The 17302-nt window shown below is 66.8% G+C and carries 20 protein-coding genes and 1 pseudogene; 10 read left to right on the top strand and 11 right to left on the bottom strand.

All coding sequences use genetic code 11. The annotated features are described in order from the left end of the window. Nucleotide 1: 1 nt before the first annotated feature. The 5 genes from menC (at nucleotide 2) to ACFY3D_RS31500 (ending at nucleotide 6037) form a co-directional block, all read left to right on the top strand. Nucleotides 2–1129, top strand: a complete 1128-nt coding sequence (menC, locus tag ACFY3D_RS31520) for an o-succinylbenzoate synthase (protein ID WP_389986126.1) — start codon at nucleotides 2–4, stop codon at nucleotides 1127–1129. A 24-nt stretch (nucleotides 1130–1153) separates the two neighbouring features. Next, nucleotides 1154–2704 (top strand): GMC family oxidoreductase, encoded by a 1551-nt coding sequence (locus tag ACFY3D_RS31515; protein WP_389986123.1) that lies wholly within the window; start codon nucleotides 1154–1156, stop codon nucleotides 2702–2704. Between the two features lie 30 nt (nucleotides 2705–2734). Further along, nucleotides 2735–4162: an aldehyde dehydrogenase family protein gene (locus ACFY3D_RS31510; protein WP_389986121.1), complete on the top strand. Its 1428-nt coding sequence runs from the start codon at nucleotides 2735–2737 to the stop codon at nucleotides 4160–4162. A 302-nt stretch (nucleotides 4163–4464) separates the two neighbouring features. Next, entirely contained in the window at nucleotides 4465–4962 is a 498-nt protein-coding gene (locus ACFY3D_RS31505) for a hypothetical protein (protein WP_389986118.1), read from the top strand. 178 nt (nucleotides 4963–5140) lie between these two features. Next, entirely contained in the window at nucleotides 5141–6037 is an 897-nt protein-coding gene (locus ACFY3D_RS31500; protein WP_389986115.1) for a DnaB-like helicase C-terminal domain-containing protein, read from the top strand. 129 nt (nucleotides 6038–6166) lie between these two features. On the opposite strand, the gene ACFY3D_RS31495 is transcribed toward ACFY3D_RS31500, so the two are convergent. From ACFY3D_RS31495 to ACFY3D_RS31485, 3 genes are all read right to left on the bottom strand, one after another. Beyond that, a complete protein-coding gene (locus ACFY3D_RS31495; protein WP_389986112.1) occupies nucleotides 6167–7033 on the bottom strand; it encodes an SDR family NAD(P)-dependent oxidoreductase in 867 nt (288 codons plus the stop codon). A gap of 88 nt (nucleotides 7034–7121) precedes the next feature. After that, a complete protein-coding gene (locus tag ACFY3D_RS31490; protein ID WP_389986109.1) occupies nucleotides 7122–8066 on the bottom strand; it encodes an alpha/beta hydrolase family protein in 945 nt (314 codons plus the stop codon). 19 nt (nucleotides 8067–8085) lie between these two features. Further along, nucleotides 8086–8811, bottom strand: a complete 726-nt coding sequence (locus ACFY3D_RS31485) for a TetR/AcrR family transcriptional regulator (RefSeq protein WP_389986106.1) — start codon at nucleotides 8809–8811, stop codon at nucleotides 8086–8088. A gap of 154 nt (nucleotides 8812–8965) precedes the next feature. On the opposite strand from ACFY3D_RS31485, the gene ACFY3D_RS31480 reads away from it, so the two are divergent. Both ACFY3D_RS31480 and ACFY3D_RS31475 read left to right on the top strand, forming a co-directional pair. Next, entirely contained in the window at nucleotides 8966–9184 is a 219-nt protein-coding gene (locus ACFY3D_RS31480) for a helix-turn-helix domain-containing protein (protein ID WP_389986103.1), read from the top strand. A 406-nt stretch (nucleotides 9185–9590) separates the two neighbouring features. Further along, nucleotides 9591–10073 carry a hypothetical protein gene (locus ACFY3D_RS31475; protein WP_389986100.1) on the top strand — a complete coding sequence of 161 codons (483 nt, stop codon included), beginning with the start codon at nucleotides 9591–9593 and terminating at the stop codon, nucleotides 10071–10073. A 286-nt stretch (nucleotides 10074–10359) separates the two neighbouring features. Here the strand turns inward: ACFY3D_RS31475 and ACFY3D_RS31470 are convergent, their stop codons facing one another. Next, complete coding sequence (locus ACFY3D_RS31470) at nucleotides 10360–10527, bottom strand: hypothetical protein (RefSeq protein WP_389986097.1); 168 nt, start codon at nucleotides 10525–10527, stop codon at nucleotides 10360–10362. 108 nt (nucleotides 10528–10635) lie between these two features. Here ACFY3D_RS31470 and ACFY3D_RS31465 point away from each other — a divergent pair, with 108 nt between their 5' ends. Continuing rightward, nucleotides 10636–11340, top strand: a complete 705-nt coding sequence (locus ACFY3D_RS31465) for a CPBP family intramembrane glutamic endopeptidase (RefSeq protein ID WP_389986094.1) — start codon at nucleotides 10636–10638, stop codon at nucleotides 11338–11340. A 197-nt stretch (nucleotides 11341–11537) separates the two neighbouring features. Here ACFY3D_RS31465 and ACFY3D_RS31460 read toward each other — a convergent pair whose 3' ends face one another. The 3 genes and pseudogenes from ACFY3D_RS31460 to ACFY3D_RS31450 form a co-directional block, all read right to left on the bottom strand. Then, the gene (locus ACFY3D_RS31460) at nucleotides 11538–12281 is read right to left on the bottom strand and encodes a MerR family transcriptional regulator (protein WP_389986091.1); all 744 of its coding nucleotides are present in this window, start codon (nucleotides 12279–12281) and stop codon (nucleotides 11538–11540) included. A 60-nt stretch (nucleotides 12282–12341) separates the two neighbouring features. After that, a complete protein-coding gene (locus ACFY3D_RS31455; protein ID WP_389986088.1) occupies nucleotides 12342–12554 on the bottom strand; it encodes a hypothetical protein in 213 nt (70 codons plus the stop codon). Between the two features lie 164 nt (nucleotides 12555–12718). Further along, a pseudogene (locus tag ACFY3D_RS31450) lies at nucleotides 12719–13013 on the bottom strand (transposase family protein); the annotation flags it as partial. A gap of 139 nt (nucleotides 13014–13152) precedes the next feature. Between ACFY3D_RS31450 and ACFY3D_RS31445 the strand changes: the two are divergent. Both ACFY3D_RS31445 and ACFY3D_RS31440 read left to right on the top strand, forming a co-directional pair. Next, a complete protein-coding gene (locus ACFY3D_RS31445; protein WP_389986085.1) occupies nucleotides 13153–13509 on the top strand; it encodes a hypothetical protein in 357 nt (118 codons plus the stop codon). Nucleotides 13510–13520: 11 nt separating this feature from the next. Continuing rightward, nucleotides 13521–14042, top strand: a complete 522-nt coding sequence (locus ACFY3D_RS31440; protein WP_389986082.1) for a hypothetical protein — start codon at nucleotides 13521–13523, stop codon at nucleotides 14040–14042. A 504-nt stretch (nucleotides 14043–14546) separates the two neighbouring features. Here the strand turns inward: ACFY3D_RS31440 and ACFY3D_RS31435 are convergent. From ACFY3D_RS31435 to ACFY3D_RS31420, 4 genes are all read right to left on the bottom strand, one after another. Continuing rightward, the gene (locus ACFY3D_RS31435) at nucleotides 14547–15107 is read right to left on the bottom strand and encodes an acyl-homoserine-lactone synthase (protein ID WP_389986079.1); all 561 of its coding nucleotides are present in this window, start codon (nucleotides 15105–15107) and stop codon (nucleotides 14547–14549) included. A gap of 217 nt (nucleotides 15108–15324) precedes the next feature. Beyond that, on the bottom strand, nucleotides 15325–15849 hold the full coding sequence (locus ACFY3D_RS31430; protein WP_389986076.1) for an IS3 family transposase: 525 nt from the start codon (nucleotides 15847–15849) through the stop codon (nucleotides 15325–15327). A 338-nt stretch (nucleotides 15850–16187) separates the two neighbouring features. Continuing rightward, complete coding sequence (locus ACFY3D_RS31425) at nucleotides 16188–16841, bottom strand: hypothetical protein (protein ID WP_389986073.1); 654 nt, start codon at nucleotides 16839–16841, stop codon at nucleotides 16188–16190. A 153-nt stretch (nucleotides 16842–16994) separates the two neighbouring features. Further along, nucleotides 16995–17186 carry a hypothetical protein gene (locus ACFY3D_RS31420; protein ID WP_389986070.1) on the bottom strand — a complete coding sequence of 64 codons (192 nt, stop codon included), beginning with the start codon at nucleotides 17184–17186 and terminating at the stop codon, nucleotides 16995–16997. Between the last annotated feature and the right edge of the window lie 116 nt (nucleotides 17187–17302).

The following is a 17302-nucleotide window of genomic DNA, read 5'->3' as shown; positions in this document are numbered from 1 at the left end:
AATGCACATCGAGCGTGTCGAGCTCATCACGGTCCGGATGCCGCTGATCCACCCGTTCACCACCTCGTTCTCCACCCAGACGGAGCGACTTCCGCTCCTGATCCGGGTCACGGCCTCGGACCACGGCGGCACCGTGGCCGGGTGGGGCGAGTGCGTCGCCCTCGCCGAGCCGTTCTACTCGCCGGAATACCTTGAGGGAGCACGAGAGGTCCTGCGGCGATTCCTCGTGCCCGCGCTGTTCGAGTGGCAGACCGCGGGTCACGCCGTGTCGGCGTCGACGGTCGGCGCGGCACTTGAGCACGTGGTCGGCCACCGCATGGCCAAGGGCGCTCTGGAGATGGCGATCCTGGACGCCCAGCTGCGGCTGCGGAACATGTCGTTCGCGGCGCAGCTCGGTGTGACCCGCGCCTCGGTGCCCTCGGGGGTCAGCGTCGGCATCGAGAAGTCGATTCCCGACCTGCTCAGCCGGGTGGGCGACTTCGTCGACCAGGGTTACGCGCGCGTCAAGCTCAAGATCCAGCCCGGGTGGGACCTCGAGCCGGTCAAGGCGGTGCGCGAGCGGTTCGGCGACATCGCGCTGCAGGTCGACGCGAACACCGCCTACCGGCTCTCCGACGCCCCGCTGCTGCGCGGACTCGACCCCTTCGATCTGCTGCTGATCGAACAGCCGCTGGGCGAGGAGGACCTGCGGCAACACGCTCTGCTCGCGGACCTGCTCACCACGCCGATCTGCCTGGACGAGTCGATCGTCGACGCGCGGTCCGCCGCCGACGCGATCGCGCTGGGGGCGGCGAGTGTCATCAACATCAAGCCAGGAAGAGTCGGGGGATACCTCGAGGCGGCACGCATCCACGACCTCGCGCTGGCGCACGGCGTCGCGGTCTGGTGCGGCGGCATGCTCGAAACCGGCATCGGCCGAGCCGCCAACGCGGCGCTGGCCGGGCTCCCGGGCTTCACGCTGCCCGGCGACCTCTCGGGCTCGGATCGGTTCTACGCCCAGGACATCACCGAGCCGATCGTCATGAAGGACGGCGCGGTGCCGATCCCCGGCGGACCCGGGTTCGGCGTCGAACCCCTTCCCGCGGCACTCGGCGAGATGACCGTTCACACGCTCGACCTCACCGCCTAGCGACGAGACCAAGGATCAGGCCCGATGGGATCAGCAGGCAGCTACGACACCATCGTCGTCGGAGCGGGCTCGTCCGGCTCGGCACTCGCGGCACGGCTCGCCGACGCGGGACAGCGGGTGCTGCTGCTCGAGGCCGGCCAGGACTACGCGGCCTCGCAGCTTCCGGAGGCATGGAGGTCGCCGAATCCGTTGAACGCGATCCTGAACTCCGACTACAACGCGTTCTTGTGGGACGGGCATCTGGCCACCAGGACCGAGGCCCAGGAGCCCTACCTGTACTGGCGAGGCAAGGGCCTCGGCGGAAGCTCGACGGTGAACGGGCAGATCGCGATCCGGCCGCCCATCGAGGACTTCGACGAGTGGGCGGCCTCCGGTTGCACCGGATGGTCGTCCGCGGAGGTCATGGCGGACTTCGTCGCCCTGGAGTCCGACGCCGGCTTCGGCGACGAGGACTACCACGGCACCGCCGGCCCGATCCCCGTCTACCGGGCCCCGGTCGACACGTGGGGCTCGGTCGACCAGGCGCTCCGCGCGGCAGCGCTCGCCTCGGGTTTCGGGTGGGCCCCGGACGTCAACGCACCCGGCGCGACCGGCGTCTCTCCCTACCCCATCAACTCGATCGACCGTCGACGGGTCTCGTGCCACGACGCCTACCTGGAGCCACGTCGCGACAACCCGGGCCTCACCATCCGCGGCGACAGCCTGGTCGACGTGGTTCTCTTCGAACGTGCTCGGGCAGTCGGCGTCCGGCTGGCCAACGGATCGGCCTTCCACGCGAACCAGGTCGTGCTCAGCGCGGGCGCCACGGCCTCGCCCTCGATCCTCATGCGCTCGGGCATCGGCCCCGCCGATGACCTCCGACGGCTGGGCATCGAGGTCCGTGCCGATCTGCCGGTGGGCCGTGGGCTCCAGGACCATCCGATGGCCCTGATCGGCATCCCGCTCACCGAAGCGGCCTTGGCCGGCCCCGCCGACCGCCACACGAACTGCTGCGTGCGCTACAGCAGCGGCACCGTGCCCGGCGGGAACGACATGATGCTGGTCGCCCTCAACCAGAACGCGCTGGCCATGGCGGCGGCCGAAGCGCGCGCCGGCGCCGGTGCCGTCGGGGTGTTCGTCAACCGGACCTACTCGCGCGGAACGCTGAAGCTTCGAAGCGCCGACCCGAGCACGCAGCCCCGGGTGGCGCTGAACATGTTGTCGGACGAGCGCGACATCGACCGCCTGGAAGCGGGCATCAGGCTCCTCGGCGACCTGGTGGCCCACTCCAGCTTCGCGGAGATCGCCGACGGCGATCTCTGGCGGGTCAATTCGTCGCTGCGCGATGCCCTGGACACACCAGGGCGACTGCGCGATTACCTGCGCGCCAGCGTGGTCGACACGCAGCACGCGACGAGCACGTGCCGGATGGGAGATCCGAACGCGCCGGAGACGGTCGTCGACCCCCGGTGCGAGGTCCTCGGTTTCGAGGGTCTCCGAGTCGTCGATGCCTCCGTCTTCCCCTTCGTCCCACGCGCCAACACCCATCTCGCCTGCGTGATGTTCGGCGAGCACATGGCCCGCAGGCTCCACTGAAGCCGGCTTCGATCCAGAAGGAACGAGCAGATGAAGCGCCTGAGCAACATCATCGACGGTACCCCGGTCGAAGCCGCGGACCCGGAACTCCGCGGCGTCGTCAACCCGGCCACCGAACAGGTCGTCGCACTGATTCCGGCCGGATCGGCCGCCGACGCCGCGGCGGCGGTGGAGTCGGCGCAGGCCGCGCACGCGGGCTGGGCGAGGCTCGACCTCGAGGACCGCCTCGGCCGGCTGAGCCGCACCGCCGACCTCCTCGAACGGCATGTGCGCGAGCTGGCGGAACTCGAGAACCGGGAGATGGGTAAGCCTGTCCCGCTCGCCGAGCAGTTCATCGCGGGCGGAATCGCCTCGTTCCGGCTCGACATCGAGCGGGCGCGGTCCTATCCGTTCGTCGCCGACGTCACAGCTCCGGGCGAGTCCGGACGGACAGTGGTCATCCGTGAGCCGCTGGGCGTGCTGGCACTCATCGTGCCCTGGAACTTCACGGTGACCTCGATCCTGGGAGCCCTCGGCCCCCTGCTCGCCGCCGGCAACACAGTGGTGATCAAGCCCTCGGAGAAGGCGCCGCTGTCCGCGGCCCGGCTCGTCGAGCTGTGCGACCTTCCGGCAGGCGTGGTGAACCTTCTCCTGGGCGACGCGCGCGCCGGCAAGCCCTTGGCCGAGCACGAGGCGGTCAAGCTGGTGCACTTCACCGGGTCTGTCGAGGCGGGCCGCAGCGTCGCCGTCGCCGCGGCCAAGCGCCTTCAGCGAACGATCCTGGAACTGGGAGGGAACGACCCCGTCCTCGTCGACGCCGACGTCGACGTGGCCGCCACCGCCAAGGCGGTCGCGACGTCGACGTTCCTCAACAGCGGACAGATCTGCACGTCGTCGGAGCGGATCTACGTGCACCGCGCGGTCGCGGACGAGTTCATCGCCGCCCTCGTGGCCGAAGCCGAAGGCTGGACGATGAGCGACGACCCCTACTCCCCGGGCCTGGGACCACTGGTCGACGACGCCCAGAGGAGGATCGTGCACGACCACGTCCACGAAGCCGTCGACCGCGGGGCGACGCTGCTCTGCGGTGGCGGGCAACCGGACCGGCCCGGATACTTCTACCCGGCGACGGTGCTGACCGAGGTCACCTCGGACATGCGCATCATGAAAGAGGAGACCTTCGGGCCGGTCGCCCCCGTCACCGTGGTCGACTCCTTCGCCGAAGCCATCGACCTGGCCAACACCACAAGCTTCGGACTCGCGGCGACGGTCTATTCCTCGACCCCCGAGAACCTGCGGCGCTGCAGGGAGATCAACGCCGCTCTCGTGTGGATCAACGAGTGGCAACACGGTGGCGTCAACATGGTCTACGAGCCGTGGGGGGCCAGCGGGATGGGGGCGGCCGGGGCAGCGGCGTCGTTCGACGCCGCCACCCGCCCGGTGTCGATGCTCTACTCGCCGTCCACGAACCACGGGTAGTACGGGGCCGTGCTCCCGGCGGGGGTCGCGCCGGTCGTGGCGGCCTGAGCAAGGGCCCACCCCGGAGAGCCGGATATGAGTAGGGGCTACTCATGTCCGGCGGTGGGCCGCGGGACAGGATGCGATCACGGGGCTGGGAGTGCCCGCCCGCGATCCGTTCCTTGATCTCTTCCAGAGGAAGAACATGCTCACACGTTCCGGCAGGCTCGCGGCGATGACCGCGTCGGGATGCCTGGCGATGTCGGTGCTCGGGGTTACGGGGGCCGGCGCCGAGACCGCGTTCGCCCCTGACACCTGCGCCAGTGGGTACGTCTGGCGCGGCGCGCGGTCCAGGTTGCCCGGCGGGATGCGCAGGAACCATCCGGATCGGGAAATGGCTCAAGCAGCAAGAAGCGCAATGGATACGTGCAGGGCACAACGCCGTCTCGCCTATCAAAGATGACGGCTGGCGAATGAGCTTCCAAAAACTCGCACAGGTCATCGACGCCATGACGGCGGCCCTTACCGTGGCGCGGACCGTCGACGCCTTCGCTGAACTGGCTGACATCGTTCCTGAGGTTGTGCCCCAGCCACGCGTGCTGCACCTGGTCACCGGCCGCTCGGTCACCGAGACTTTCGACGTTAAGGGCTTGCAGGCAATCGCCGAGGCCGGCTCCTCTCATGGCGGACATGTCCTAGCCGACCCCGACCTTGATCTCGCCGATCCCGTCGCTCGAAATGAGCAAGTTCACGCCTGGCTGGTCCAAATCGCCCTGGACGCCGGTCTGCTCGGTATGGAGAAGCTGCTGAATCCCCGTTAACGGGGATGTCGACGGCCGCGCGGTAGACCGCAAGTCCCATGTGCCGTACGGCGGTCTGCCGCCGAAACTTCACTTCCCGGATCCGCTCTCTGACCTGCGCCTTCAGGTAGGCGCGGCCGGTTCCCACCGTGTTTCGGCGGCCTTTCTCCATCTGCCTTCGGCTGGCAGGATGGCCGCCATGCCCTACGTCCCCGCTCCCGTCCCGGCCCGCGAGGAGTTCCTCGACCTCCTGGAGCACCTCGACGTCACAGATCACTCCGGCACCGAACATCTTCGCAGCCGGCCGCCCGGCCGCCCCCTTACCGGCATCACCGATCTCGACGCTGTCCTCATCAACCTGCCCGCCGGCACCCTGACCGTCGTGGCTTCCCGCCCCGGGGTGGGAAGCACGACCCTGCTGCTCGCCTTCTGCCGAGGCGCCGCTTTCAACCGCGACACCCCCACCCTGCTGGTCAGCTACGAGTCCTCCCGCCGCGACCTGCTCACCCGCCTCACCTCGGCCGAGGCCCGCGTCGCCGGTCACGCGCTGCGCTGCGGCGCCCTGCGCGACGACGATCGAGCCACGCTCGCCCGCGTGATACCCCGTCTCGCCGACGCCCCCCTGCACCTGGCCACACCGGCCGACTGGACCCTGGGCGAGCTGAGCGACCACATCACCCGCGCCTGCACCGCCGACGAGCCCGCAGCCCGCCTGGTCGCCATCGACGGCCTGCGCCACATCCGCCCCGACGTGCGCGGCGACACCCGTGAACACGAGGTCACCCAAACCATGCACACTCTCAAAGCGCTCGCTGTGCGACTGGAGATCCCTATCATCGTCTCCGCCGATCTCGACCGCTTGGCAGAGATGGGGGGCGGCCGACTGCCGGACCTGCACACCGATCTGTGTGACGCCGTCGCCCGCACCGCCGACCTCGTCATCCTGGTACACCGCGAGGACGCCGCCGAGCGCGACTCCCCCCGCGCGGGAGAGGCCGACCTGATCGTGGCCAAGCACCGCAACGGCCCCACAGCCACGATCACCGTGGCCTTCCAAGGCCACTACAGCCGCTTCGTCGACATGCCACCCGACTGAGAATCTCAGAAGACCAGACCGAACATGCCGAGAGGGATACCTCACCTACCCGGGAGTCGAGGAGACCCTCCGCAGGCAGTGATCTAGGGTTTCATGCCCACCAGTTCCGCGCTGCGCTCCCACAGGGCCTCACACCGTTCGGGGGAGAGCGTGTGGTCGGGGGTTGGTGACCTCTTCGTGGTCCACGAAGAAGCGTCCGTTCACGCCGTCGAGGCCGGGATCGGTCGCCACCCACACGGGGTTGTCCGCGCCCTGATCGGGGCCCTTCTTGAAGGGGTTGAGCTCCACCATCGTGTTCAGCGCCTTCTCCAGTCCGCGCGCGTCGCGGGACAGGCCGGTCTGGGCGATGATCCCGGGGTGGGCTCCGTTGACGGTGATGCCGCTACCGGCCAGGCGGCGTGCCAGGCTGTGGACGAACATCGTGTTCATGTTCTTGGTGCGAGCGTAGGCGGCGAAGCGCCGCAGGCTGGGGAAGCGGCTGAGCGCGCGGCCGTCCTGGGCGTGGAGATCGTCCAGGTCCACCGGGAAGCGTTTCAGCACGGTGGGGCTGGCGCCGACCACCACGAACCGGGCGGGGGTCTGCGTGACCGACTCGGCGAGGGTGCGCATCAGCACGTAGGGCGCCAGGTGGTTGGTGGCGAGGGTGAGCTGGTTGCCCTCGTCGGTGCGAGCGCCGATGTCGGCGGTGATCGCAGCATTGTTGATCACCAGGCTCGGTGACGTGCTGTGGGCGAGCCGGTCGGCGAGCGCGCAGACGTCCCGCACCAGGGACAGGTCTGCGCGCTCCAGGCGCAGGTCGGCGCCGGGGACCGCCGAGCGGATCCGGTCGGCGGCCTGCTGCAGTGTCGTGTCGCTGCGGCCGACCATGACCACGCTCATCCCCCGAGCGGCGAGCCGACGGACGATGGCCTCCCCGATGCCGCGGGTGCTCCCGGTGACGATCGCCTGCGTGCCCTCGTGCACCTGTGTTCCCCGGCCTTCGGCTCTCTCGGTCATGGTTTTTCCTTTGTCTTGTCATGCGAATTGGTCTGCGAGGGACGTGAGCCTTCGCGCAGCAGTGCGACCTCAACGCATCCGGGAGCTGTCATGCCATGTGGCGTGCGAGGAAGTCGAGCTTGGGCTGCGGGTCGCGCCGGAAGTCGAGGTATCCGTCCCAGCGGGCGGTCGTGCCCTCGATCCAGTGCAGTTCCTTCTCGTCGATGGGGATGTTGTCGTACATGGCCTGCACGTCACTCGGGTCCGTCATCAGGTCGTCCTTCACCTGATACAGGTAGGTGGGCGTCCGAACCGCTTTGGCCCACGGCACGGGCGTCATCTCCTCGAAGGTGAAGCTCACCTGCATCTGGATCTCACGCTCGAGCTCGTCGATGCGGTCGGGGAAGCCGAGCCTCTCGAGGTTCCGCCTCATCGTGACGCCGACCGACAGCGGCTGCGGGGCCAAGACGCATCGGACGTCGTCGAACTCGCCGGGATGCTCCTGCATCGCGAACATCGTGGCGTTCATGCCCTGGCAGCGGCTGAACAGCCCGATGGTCATTCCCCTGGTTCGGGCGTCGGCGCGCGCGAAGTGCAGGGAGCCGATGACGTCGCGGGCCTCGAAGCGGCCACCGCTTCCGCCGCCCGAGTTGGCGCTGCCGCTCTGTCCCAGGTTGCGGAAGTCGTACGTCAGGACGTTGTAGCCGGCGTCGTGAAGGATGCGGTAGTCCGGCACGTAGTCGACCTCGAAGTCGTTGCCGGTCGCGGCGCCGATCGATCGCCACGGCTCGAGGTGAGCCGGGAATCCGTAGCGGCTGAACCACAGCGGGTGGTTGGCGATGATGAGCTTCTTGGACCCTTCGCGGGGGATCCACCAGGCCTCGAGCGGCGTGCCGTCGAGCGAGGGAAACGTGACGTTCTCGTAGTCGAGACCGTAGTCGCCGGGATCCTTCAGCAGCGGCGACCGTAAGACCGTTCCATATCCGGCGGCCAGGGCCTTGATGATCTCCGTCACCCCATCGTGTGAGAGGGCGCGTTCGGCTGTATCGGGCATGTGTTTCTCCCTTGTTCTGTCAGGTGGAGCTGTCTGCGAGGGACGCGAGCCATTCGCGCAGCAGTGCGACCTCGGTCGGCCGCAAAGGTTCCAGGGGGCCATGCGGCAACGCGTCCAGGAGCTGTCGCGCGGGACGGGTGACAGCACCGGCGACGCCGTCTCCCGTCTCGGACGGGCGAAACAGTGCGTCGGCGACGGTGTCGCGGACGTTCGTCGAGAGGGGGTGCGTGCTGTCGGCTTGCGCGGCGATCAGTTGCAGCGTCACACCGACCGCGGCGGCGGACATCGTCTCCGTCGCGGCGTCGACGGAGACCTTCAGATGGCCCTGCTCTCCCCATTCGGCGACCGTGCGTGCGACGGCGTCGTGAGCCAGGGACGCGGCGGGAGCTGCCTGTCCGGCTTGGGGGTTGCCGAACATCAACCGGTAGTGGGCGGGATGCTCGCAGCCGAACGACACATGCATGTCCCAGCCCGTACGGAAGTCTGTGAGCACATCGCCGCTGGGTGAGATGGCTCGCTTGCCCTCGAGATACGTGCTGAACCCCTCGAGCACCACCGCATCCAGCAGCGCGTGTTTGTCCGCGAAGTGGTGGTAGAGGGTCGGGGCCGTGACCCGCGCCAACGAGCAGATCTCGCGCGTCGAGATCTGACCATCGGCAGACGCGCCCAGAAGCTGCTCCGCAGCACGCATCAGCCGGGTACGCACGTCGCCGTCGATCGCCTCGGCAGATCCGTTCTCGCTCATGGGTAGCAACGATACACGATTTGATCATATCTAGGCTAGCGGTGATATACGGGCGATGCTCTGCATCACTCCCACGAAACATCGGTAGGTCACCGCACCCGCTCCTCGATGGAGCGGGAACACCTCCGCCCCGTGAGCGCCACTGAGTAGCCCCGTGCTTGTCCGGAACTCGGGCCATCCGGCCAGCGTCAAGCTGGAGGACCTGGACGTCATCTGCGCCGTGCTCGGTTGCGGCATCGCAGAGCTGCTGATCCCAGAACCGGAGCTCGTGCCTGCTCCTGCCGAGAGTGGCCAGGCCCGCATCGAAGCCGCCGGCCAGACACCCGTGGTGACACCCAAGCGGCGGGACGGACGGTCGCTGCCACCCGCCTGATGGGCTTCATCTCCCCGACCAAGCCGGCGGCGACCTGCGTGGGCTGCTATGCCTGAGGCGTGCTCCCGGGCCGATACCGCCGCGCCTGCTACACCTTCGGCCGGCTCCACCAAGTCGGCCGGTGCGCAAGCTGCCACCGCGAGGTCCCGATCAAGAAGGGGTATTGCCGGTTGTGCCGGCTGCAGGCCAGCCTGGAGGCCAAGGACCAGGTCACCGTGCTGGAACCGTTCCTGCGCAGGCTCACCTGCCAGCAGCTGTTCCTTAGCAACATGCACCGGCAGCGATCCCAAGGTCCTGGGCCGCGCATTGGGCGGCAGGGACGCCGACGCTCCCGTCCCCAGCCGCCGCCCGCTCAGCCGGAGATCTTCCCCCATCGCCGGGCTCAGCTGCTGCTGCCCATCACAGTGTGCGTCGCGACTACGCCAGGTTCGACCGGCGCCGGCACGCAGATCCAGCCAACCCGGCCTTACGCACGGCCCGCGCGGCGGCCGCTGCCCTCGCCGGGGCTCGGGGCTGGACCCGGTGGATCATCAGTGACGTCGACCGGGCCCTGGTTATGCTGCTGTCCACCCACACTCCCGGCGACATGATCCGCTTCTCGGAACTGTTTCCCAAGCTGCGTCACCACGGCCTCAGCGTCGGACGCACCGTCGAAGTCCTCGCTCGCATCGGTCTGCTCGATGATGACCGCGTCCCCGCCTTCGACAGCTGGCTGGCCGGCAAGCTGAGCGGCATCGCTCCCGGCATCGCCGCCGACGTCGAGGCATGGGCCCACCTGCTGCACGAGGGCGGGCCTCGCCAGCGAGCGCGCAGCATCCAGACCGTCTGGAGCTACGTCATCGAGATCCGGCCTGTCCTGCTCGACTGGTCAGGCACCTCAGTGCGCTGAACTCACGAGGCGAACAGGCCTTGAGATGCCGAACCCACGTGAGTTCCCGCTAAAGAAGCTTCAGTTCGCGTGAACTCTGGGCTTTCAAGGCCCTCCGCTCCCGAAGCCGACCCCAGCCCCAAAGCAGGAATTGATCTTAGGTACTGCTCTCGCGGAGTGTCGGGATTAGCAGGTTTTCCGACAGGCCCTGATCACCATCTGAACCGTACTGGGCGATCTGCTGCCCGACGAGAGGATCCCATCTCCTCGATCGTCCTGATCGCGAGAACACCCGGCTGACCTGGGCTCAGTTCTTTGAAACCGTGTGGGTTCGGCGGACTCGGTCGTAGATCAGGGCCATCGCGCCCAGTTCGCCGGTCTCCTGGTGGGTGAGCTTCCACTTCGACGGCGGGAGGCCGTCGTCGAACAGCCGCAGCCCACCTCCGGCGATCTCCGGGATGACGATGAGGTACATCCGGTAGCAGTAGAGGACGCGACGCCCATGTGGTCGATGTAAGCCCACTTCCATGGTGGGAGCCGTCGGTTTGACCGTGCCCTTAGGGCACGGATGAGACTCGTTGCCATGAACACCGTGAATGAAGTCCCCATGAACCAGAGCCGCCGCACGCCCGCCCGGCCCGGCTGGCCCGAGCTCGGCGTCGCCGTGCTCGCGGCCGCGATCCTGTACGGGGTCGGGGCGACGATCGCCTATCTGCTGCCGGCCGGCTCCCCGGTCTCGCCCGGCCAGGCGAACTTCCTTGTCTCGGGCCTCGCGCCGCTCGGAGCGTTCGCCGTCGCCGTGCTCATCCGCATCCGCGACGTCCGCCCGTTCGGGATGCGGCGCGTTCATCCCGGTTGGCTGCTCGCGGCCATCGCGATCGGCCTCGCGTGCTTCGCGCTCAGCTGGCCGGTCTCGGCGATCTTCGACCCGTTCTTCCCTGGGTCGGAGAGCCTTCAGGAGGGCTATCGCGACGCTGCGCGCGCGGGCGCGCTCTCCCTCGCGGTGACGATCGTGCTCGGCGGCCTGCTGACGCCCTTCGGCGAGGAGGTCCTGTTCCGCGGCGTGTTCGCGAGCTTCCTGTTCCGCTGGGGCACCTGGATCGGCGTGATCGTGAGCGCGGCGGTCTTCGCCGTCGCGCACGGCGTCAACAGCATCATGCCGATCGCGTTCGTCGCCGGGCTCGGCGCCGGGCTGCTGTTCCGATTCTCCGGCTCGATCTGGCCGGCCGTGGTCATCCACGTCGTCCACAACAGTGCGGGCTTGCTGTACCACGGCATCGGATACTGAGCCGTTCGACGAGCCTCCCCACAGCCGAGATCTCACGCATGAGTGCCGCGATCTTGTCGGGGACGGGGTCGATCGCCTCTTACCGCTGCGTGGCCGTACGCGGTCCTGGTGCGTTGATGGCACCGGCGAGCGCGACGATCACCGGCTGTAGGAGAAGGACAGGCACTCCACGTGAGCCTGGAGGGGCATGAAGAGGTTCACGGTTCCCGTCGCCCTGGCGGCTCCGTCTCCTCGATCAGCGCTTGGGCGCGAGCGAGTGCCTTCAGCTGGGCGGCGTTGAACAGCTCGGCGAAAGCGGACCCGATCGCGGCCTCGGTGAAGCCCGGGCTGTGCGTCGCCGCAGAGCCGGGGTCCGCCATCCAGGGGAACCGGGCCTGGCTCCGCCGGATCGACTCGGCCAGATGGCGCGCGACGGCCTCGATCGTCGCGTCGTCGGCGTCCGCTGGGAGGTGGTAGAACTCGTCCTCGGCCTTGCCGTCGGTGACCTCTGTCATCAGCTGACGGAGGTCGTCGAGCGCATCGTCCTTGAGTACCCCCGAGAACACCGTCAGCAAGGCCCGGTCCCGCTCCGACAGTCCTTCGGCAACCGGGCCGAACGGCACCGGGGTGTCCAGGGGGACCCGGTACTCGAGGATGACCGCCAACTCCGCGCGGATCCGTTGCAGGCGCTCGATCGTGCCTGCCAGTTCGGCGTCGAGCACGCGGATGGCTTCGTCGGGCTCCTCGTCCGCACTCCCCATCGCTCGGATCTGGGCAAGCGACAGTCCGAGCTCGGTCAGCCGCTTGATCTGAAGCAGCCGCACGAAGTGCGTCGTCTGATACTGCTTGTACCCGTTGGGCGCTCGGTCGGGCAGCTTGAGCAGTCCCATTCGGTGATAGTGCCGCACCGTCTTGACGGTGGTGCCGGCGAGGTCGGCGAGCTGTCGCGTGCTCCAGGCCATGCCCAGGTCCTCCTCTGATGTCGCGCCGGATCGTCCTGGATCGAGGCCCCGGAGGCACGTTCAACCACCGGGTCGTCGATCCTCGTTGCAAGACCGGACGACCATCATCATGCTCGTCCGCCCATGATCGGGAAGCCCGGTCGGATCCGGCACGACCGTCATCGGCAGGTGCTCGGCCGGCTCGCTGACGACCTCGAACCGGCCCCTGCCCACGACTTCGGCGACGGCCCGGTCCGCCTCGGCATCGATCCAGATGACGGTGAAGTCGACCAACGCAACCCGCTCCCTCTCGCTCAGGTGAACGGCTCTACCCGGTGGAGTCCGGCCAGCAGTGCGCCGAGCGGCCGGAGGCGGAGACGATGGCCGCGCCGTCGAGTTCGACGGTCGTCAGCTCGACGCCGCCCAGCGGCCACTCCACGGCGAAAGTGCAGCCTGTGCCGTCTGGCCATGCGTAGTGCCCGGTCGAGTTTCGGGGAGCGGGCCGACAGCAGCGTCACGGTCTCTTGCACGTACCGTCAGGCGGTGGCGGTCGAGACGCCGAAACCCGCGGCGATCTCGGTGAAGGTCTCGCCTGTGCGCAGGTGGACCAGCACGAGCAGGGCCTGCTGGCCGGGGTTGAGTCGCCGCCAGGGGGTGCCGATCGTATTGCGGTGCCGCCGGATGATTCCGGCCACGTAGTTCAGCGTTCAGCGTTGAGCGCGACAAATCGACCGCGGCACGGTAGAACAACACCCAGAACTCCTGGTTGTGACGGTGATGGTTGTGGTGATCAACCCGTCTACCAGGGGCTCTCTTGCTTCGTCAGGCGAACGGCAGACTCTCGATCACGCTGTGATCGGACAGCGGTCTCCAGCGGGATGAAAAAGGTTCAATGCCCAAGGTGCAAGCCGAACTTCTCCGATGGGCCAGGACGCTAAAAGCCATCTGCGGCCAAATGATAAAATTTATCACCGTGTGCAGCGGAATGCCAGGCGAGCTCATCCCTCCAGGGCGTATCGGCTACAAAATTGCAGGCATATTCTTCGCAAAAGAGACCAACAGAGCAATCATACGTGATCCTCTGCTCAGGCGCGAGTATGTACATACGCAGCAATGGTACCATTATGGAGAGCAGACCGGCTACTGGTTCTCGTTTGCAATTCTTTACGCCCTTGCCGGAGAAAACGCCTGTACGAACAAATACGAGCAGCAGGCCGGCTTGGCAGAGGGGAACTACCCTTGCCCTTGAATATGTCCATCATGCCTCGCAGGATCCCGGCAGTAAAATCCGCAGTTGCGCTTACCCTGCTTCTTTCACTGGTCGCCTGCAGTCCGGAGGCTGGAGGCGTGACCGGCGTCTCAATCGACGATAAAGGACAGATGGTAGTTGTCACCGCATGGTGCGGAGATGCACCAAACGGCCTTTCTGTCTACCATAAGTCCGAAGAAAATCGATCGGTCGTTGATGTGGAATACCGGGCTCCACTCCTCCAGGGAGGTGTGACGTCTGTGAATTTAGAACAACCGGATAATGGCTGGCGCATTTCCAAAGGGAAAGCTCAATTCGACCCGGGCCGCACGTACCGCGCATTCTCGTGGAGCCGGACGGATGGCAACGTTAGGTCGTTCGGCTCTGTCAGCTTCACCTTGGATTCGGCCAAAAAAATAAAGCCGGGCCATGTATTGGTTCAGAGATACAACGAAGAAATTAGCGGCGAAATGGATGTTTTATTAAAGATGGCTGATTTTCAATCAGAGGCTAACGCGTACTGCGCCGAATAACGCTCCAGCCCTCCTTGCTGAGGATGAAGGCTGGGCGTTATGGCGGTTGGAGGGACAGGACGGTCTCGGCGACGAAGCCGTCCAGTAGCGTCGGCTGGTACTGCATCTGTTTGAGCTTGCTGCAGATGACGAGTGTGAGCTGGTCGATGCCGTCGACGGCGAGGTTGAGCAGAGGACAACTGCGCGTCGATCTGGCTGTTAGGCCCGCCCAGCTCGTCGCCGCCTCTCATCGGGAAAGCGGCCCAGATGGCTAAGAGAAAGACGGCTAAGGCCACTAATGCGAGCGTCACGCGCACTGATCACTCCGCTGAGGTCTGCGGCTCATTCGAATTGGGGTGGTCGGCGATCAGGTACGCCTTGTCGACCAGTGTGAGCCAGGCCAGGTTGCGCCGCCATGCATCGGAACGGGGGATGGACCGGCACGGGCCCCAGCTGCCATCGCGACATAACCGCCGCAGAACGGCCAGAACACCACCCACCCGAACCAACCTAACGAAGTACTACCTAGGACTCGTCCTGGCAGGGAATCGTCGCCGCCGTTGGCGCGGCAGGCGCGTTCTCAAGAAAGGCCTGGGTTGAGACGGCATAGGCGGAACACAGAAGCTGGCCAAGGCGCGTCGCCCTGCCGTCACCGAAACGCCGGGTGGGAACACCCATGACATGCAGGCGCCGTTCCAGGGCCACGCCTGAGACCGCGACCACCGTGTCACCGTACCGATCAACCCAGCGAAACGCGTCCCGGAGCAGCGCAAGGGCAAGCGTGCCGAAACCCGCTGCCGTAGTGCGGGGCCAGGCCCGGCCAGTGGCCAGGCGGCTGAGCTCCCAGATGCTCGGATCACGAGGAGCAGGGGCGCCGCGCAGCGTCTCGGAGAAGACGTCGGGGATCATATAAGGACCGTCGGTGGGCAGGAGCCGACAGCACCCTGTGACCTCCCGGCAGACCTCCCCATGGCTGATCACATAGACCGGATCGCAGTCGTCGTAGGAATCTCGCTCCATTCCGTGGAGGCTGTCGACGTCCCAGCGGAGGCGTTCGTAGAACACCTCGTAGCGGAGGCGGAACATGCCGGTGAGTAACCACGCCGGGAGATCATCCGTGCGGCCGACGACAATCCGTTGTACGCACCCCATAGGGCTGGTCAATGAATGGTTACCGGCGTCGATGTCGTGTCTCTCCAGTGATCGGGTCCCGCGCCACCCACTGGCTGGCGTTTGGCATGCGCTGCATCTTGTCGCGCCACTCGTTGACGAGCAGTCCGGCTACACCCCCAGCGTGACCACCTCACCGGCGAACCGGTAAGAAACCTTCCTGATCGGACCATACGCCCTGGGCGGGGCGGGTCAAGCACTTTCTATGCCCTCGCCAGGACAGGAGCACCCCGTGATTCTGTTGTGTGGTGTTGCCTGCCGTTTTTAGTGGTCTGCCGTGTGATGAGGTCTCCAGGGGCGAGGGCGGCCGAAGGCCGTCGCGCAGCGATCGCACCGGCGACCCTTGAGACCGGAGTAGGCGGCCCCGGACGCTGCGCGGCGCACCCCCAGCCAGATGTGGCACTCGCTGGAAAATCGTGGCGGCTCGCCCCCTCTTCGACCGCGTAGCGGCCCGCTGGTGTTCGTACTCCACCGGGCAGCACATCCCGTTGGCCGAGTGCAGCCGCATCGTGTCGAAGTCATCGACCCAGACCGCGACCGCGCGGCGGGCTTGCTCACGAGTGGCGAACGGGCCCAGGATACGAAACAGCTCAAATTCCAGGCTGGAGAACAGCGATTCGGCGGCGTCGTCGTCGAGGGAGGAGCCGACCAGGCCCATTGACCGAGCAACGCCCATCCGCTCACACGCCGCCCGGAAGTGCTTGACGGTGTACTCCTCGGGTTCAAGCTGTCGTCGCCGTTTCCCCCCTAAGGCGATGTCTCTACGTTACGAGGGAAAGCCCATTACTACCGGAACCCCCTGTAAGGGTCTTCGAGTACAGCCCGGAAGAGAGACCGCTGACCTGCATATCCGTTGTTTTCTGTGCCGCTACCATCAGACCCCCTCCGTGGCGCGGACGCTAGGGAAGACCTCGCTGCAGCTCAAAGGGCCAAGCATCGTGGGTGGCGTGATCACCATGCCGACGAGCTCGGCAGCCGTACTGCCCAGGGGACCACCTACCCCACCTGGTACAGCCAGTACGACACGCTCTGCGGAGCACCCGGCGGCTGGTAGGCCTCCACCGTCGCGCCCTCGTATCCGTAGGTCGTCGAGACCGTGCTCGTGGCCCCTGTCTCGTAGTCCTCGTACTTCTCTTCGTAGTTCTTCGTGATGAACATCTGGCTGGTGTCGTAGACGCTTTCCACGATCACCCGCCCGGGTCCGAACACGCCGATGAGGTCCTGCCGGAACAGCTTCAGGCGGGCCTTGCATCCGGTGCACGGCCCGATGTTGCCGACCACCACGACCCGGATGTGGGCGTCATGAGGGAACGAGGAATGAAGCGCCTCGATCCAGTCCCAGGCTTCCTGCAGGACGGCGACCTCGCTGTCCTGTTTGGACATGCGCGCCTGCGCCTTGTCGACGCGTCCCTGGTAGCTGCGGCTGGCGTCTTTGGTATCCGTCAGGGAGTAGCGCGTCGTCCCCCCGGAACGCGCTCCCGCGACCGGGGTCCTGTAGCTGTGCGCCTCGTCGAAGGAGAGGTCTCCGTTGGCCATCACCAGCGCCCGGGAGAACAGGCCCGTGCCCTTGGCACGGATCTCTGCCAGCGACTGTGCGATCTGCGGTGCCGCGGGGTCTGAGGTGAGGGCTTCGGGGGGCGTCGCGGTCATCGTGGTCCTCCTTGACCAGAAAGAAGAACCTCAGCCTTTCATCCGGAAGGGTGCTGTCAAGGCACGTCAGCGTCCGGCTCAGGCCAGCCTGCTCCGCGCAAGTAAGAAGGTCGACGCGGAACCTGTCAATTTGATCAAGGCAGCTGAACTGGTCTAATTCCGTGTCAGCTTTTCTTGTTCGCCCTTCTGATCCAGGTCGTTGGGTTTGTTGATCCATGCCGGTCCGGGCAGATCGGGCGGGGTGGGTGTGCCACCGGAGGCGAAACGCTCGGGATAGGCGGCCTGGGCGGTGGCCAGGACGTGGACACGCCGATCGCGGACCATGCCGGCCTTGCCGTAGTGCACGTCGGCGGGATGGTGACAGCCGATCCCGGAGTGGTAGTGATCGTGGTTGTACCAGGCGTGGAACTCCTGGCGGAAGACGCGAGCGTCCTCGATCGAGCCGAACCGGCCGGGGAAGG

It is taken from the genome of Streptosporangium sp. NPDC000509 (assembly GCF_042898365.1).
GTDB lineage: Bacteria > Actinomycetota > Actinomycetes > Streptosporangiales > Streptosporangiaceae > Streptosporangium.
The sequence above is the reverse complement of the archived record's forward strand: the minus strand, read 5'-3'. Positions and strand labels throughout refer to the sequence as shown.

Coding starts and splice junctions, on each gene's coding strand:
- ACFY3D_RS31445 (WP_389986085.1), top strand. CDS start 13,153: ATGCCCAAGGTGCAAGCCGAACTTCTCCGATGGGCCAGGACGCTAAAA.
- ACFY3D_RS31440 (WP_389986082.1), top strand. CDS start 13,521: ATGCCTCGCAGGATCCCGGCAGTAAAATCCGCAGTTGCGCTTACCCTG.
- ACFY3D_RS31465 (WP_389986094.1), top strand. CDS start 10,636: ATGAACACCGTGAATGAAGTCCCCATGAACCAGAGCCGCCGCACGCCC.
- ACFY3D_RS31425 (WP_389986073.1), bottom strand. CDS start 16,841: ATGACCGCGACGCCCCCCGAAGCCCTCACCTCAGACCCCGCGGCACCG.
- ACFY3D_RS31460 (WP_389986091.1), bottom strand. CDS start 12,281: ATGGCCTGGAGCACGCGACAGCTCGCCGACCTCGCCGGCACCACCGTC.
- ACFY3D_RS31470 (WP_389986097.1), bottom strand. CDS start 10,527: ATGTACCTCATCGTCATCCCGGAGATCGCCGGAGGTGGGCTGCGGCTG.
- ACFY3D_RS31510 (WP_389986121.1), top strand. CDS start 2,735: ATGAAGCGCCTGAGCAACATCATCGACGGTACCCCGGTCGAAGCCGCG.
- ACFY3D_RS31515 (WP_389986123.1), top strand. CDS start 1,154: ATGGGATCAGCAGGCAGCTACGACACCATCGTCGTCGGAGCGGGCTCG.
- ACFY3D_RS31490 (WP_389986109.1), bottom strand. CDS start 8,066: ATGCCCGATACAGCCGAACGCGCCCTCTCACACGATGGGGTGACGGAG.
- ACFY3D_RS31435 (WP_389986079.1), bottom strand. CDS start 15,107: ATGTTCCGCCTCCGCTACGAGGTGTTCTACGAACGCCTCCGCTGGGAC.
- menC (WP_389986126.1), top strand. CDS start 2: ATGCACATCGAGCGTGTCGAGCTCATCACGGTCCGGATGCCGCTGATC.
- ACFY3D_RS31495 (WP_389986112.1), bottom strand. CDS start 7,033: ATGACCGAGAGAGCCGAAGGCCGGGGAACACAGGTGCACGAGGGCACG.
- ACFY3D_RS31485 (WP_389986106.1), bottom strand. CDS start 8,811: ATGAGCGAGAACGGATCTGCCGAGGCGATCGACGGCGACGTGCGTACC.
- ACFY3D_RS31430 (WP_389986076.1), bottom strand. CDS start 15,849: ATGGGCCTGGTCGGCTCCTCCCTCGACGACGACGCCGCCGAATCGCTG.
- ACFY3D_RS31500 (WP_389986115.1), top strand. CDS start 5,141: ATGCCCTACGTCCCCGCTCCCGTCCCGGCCCGCGAGGAGTTCCTCGAC.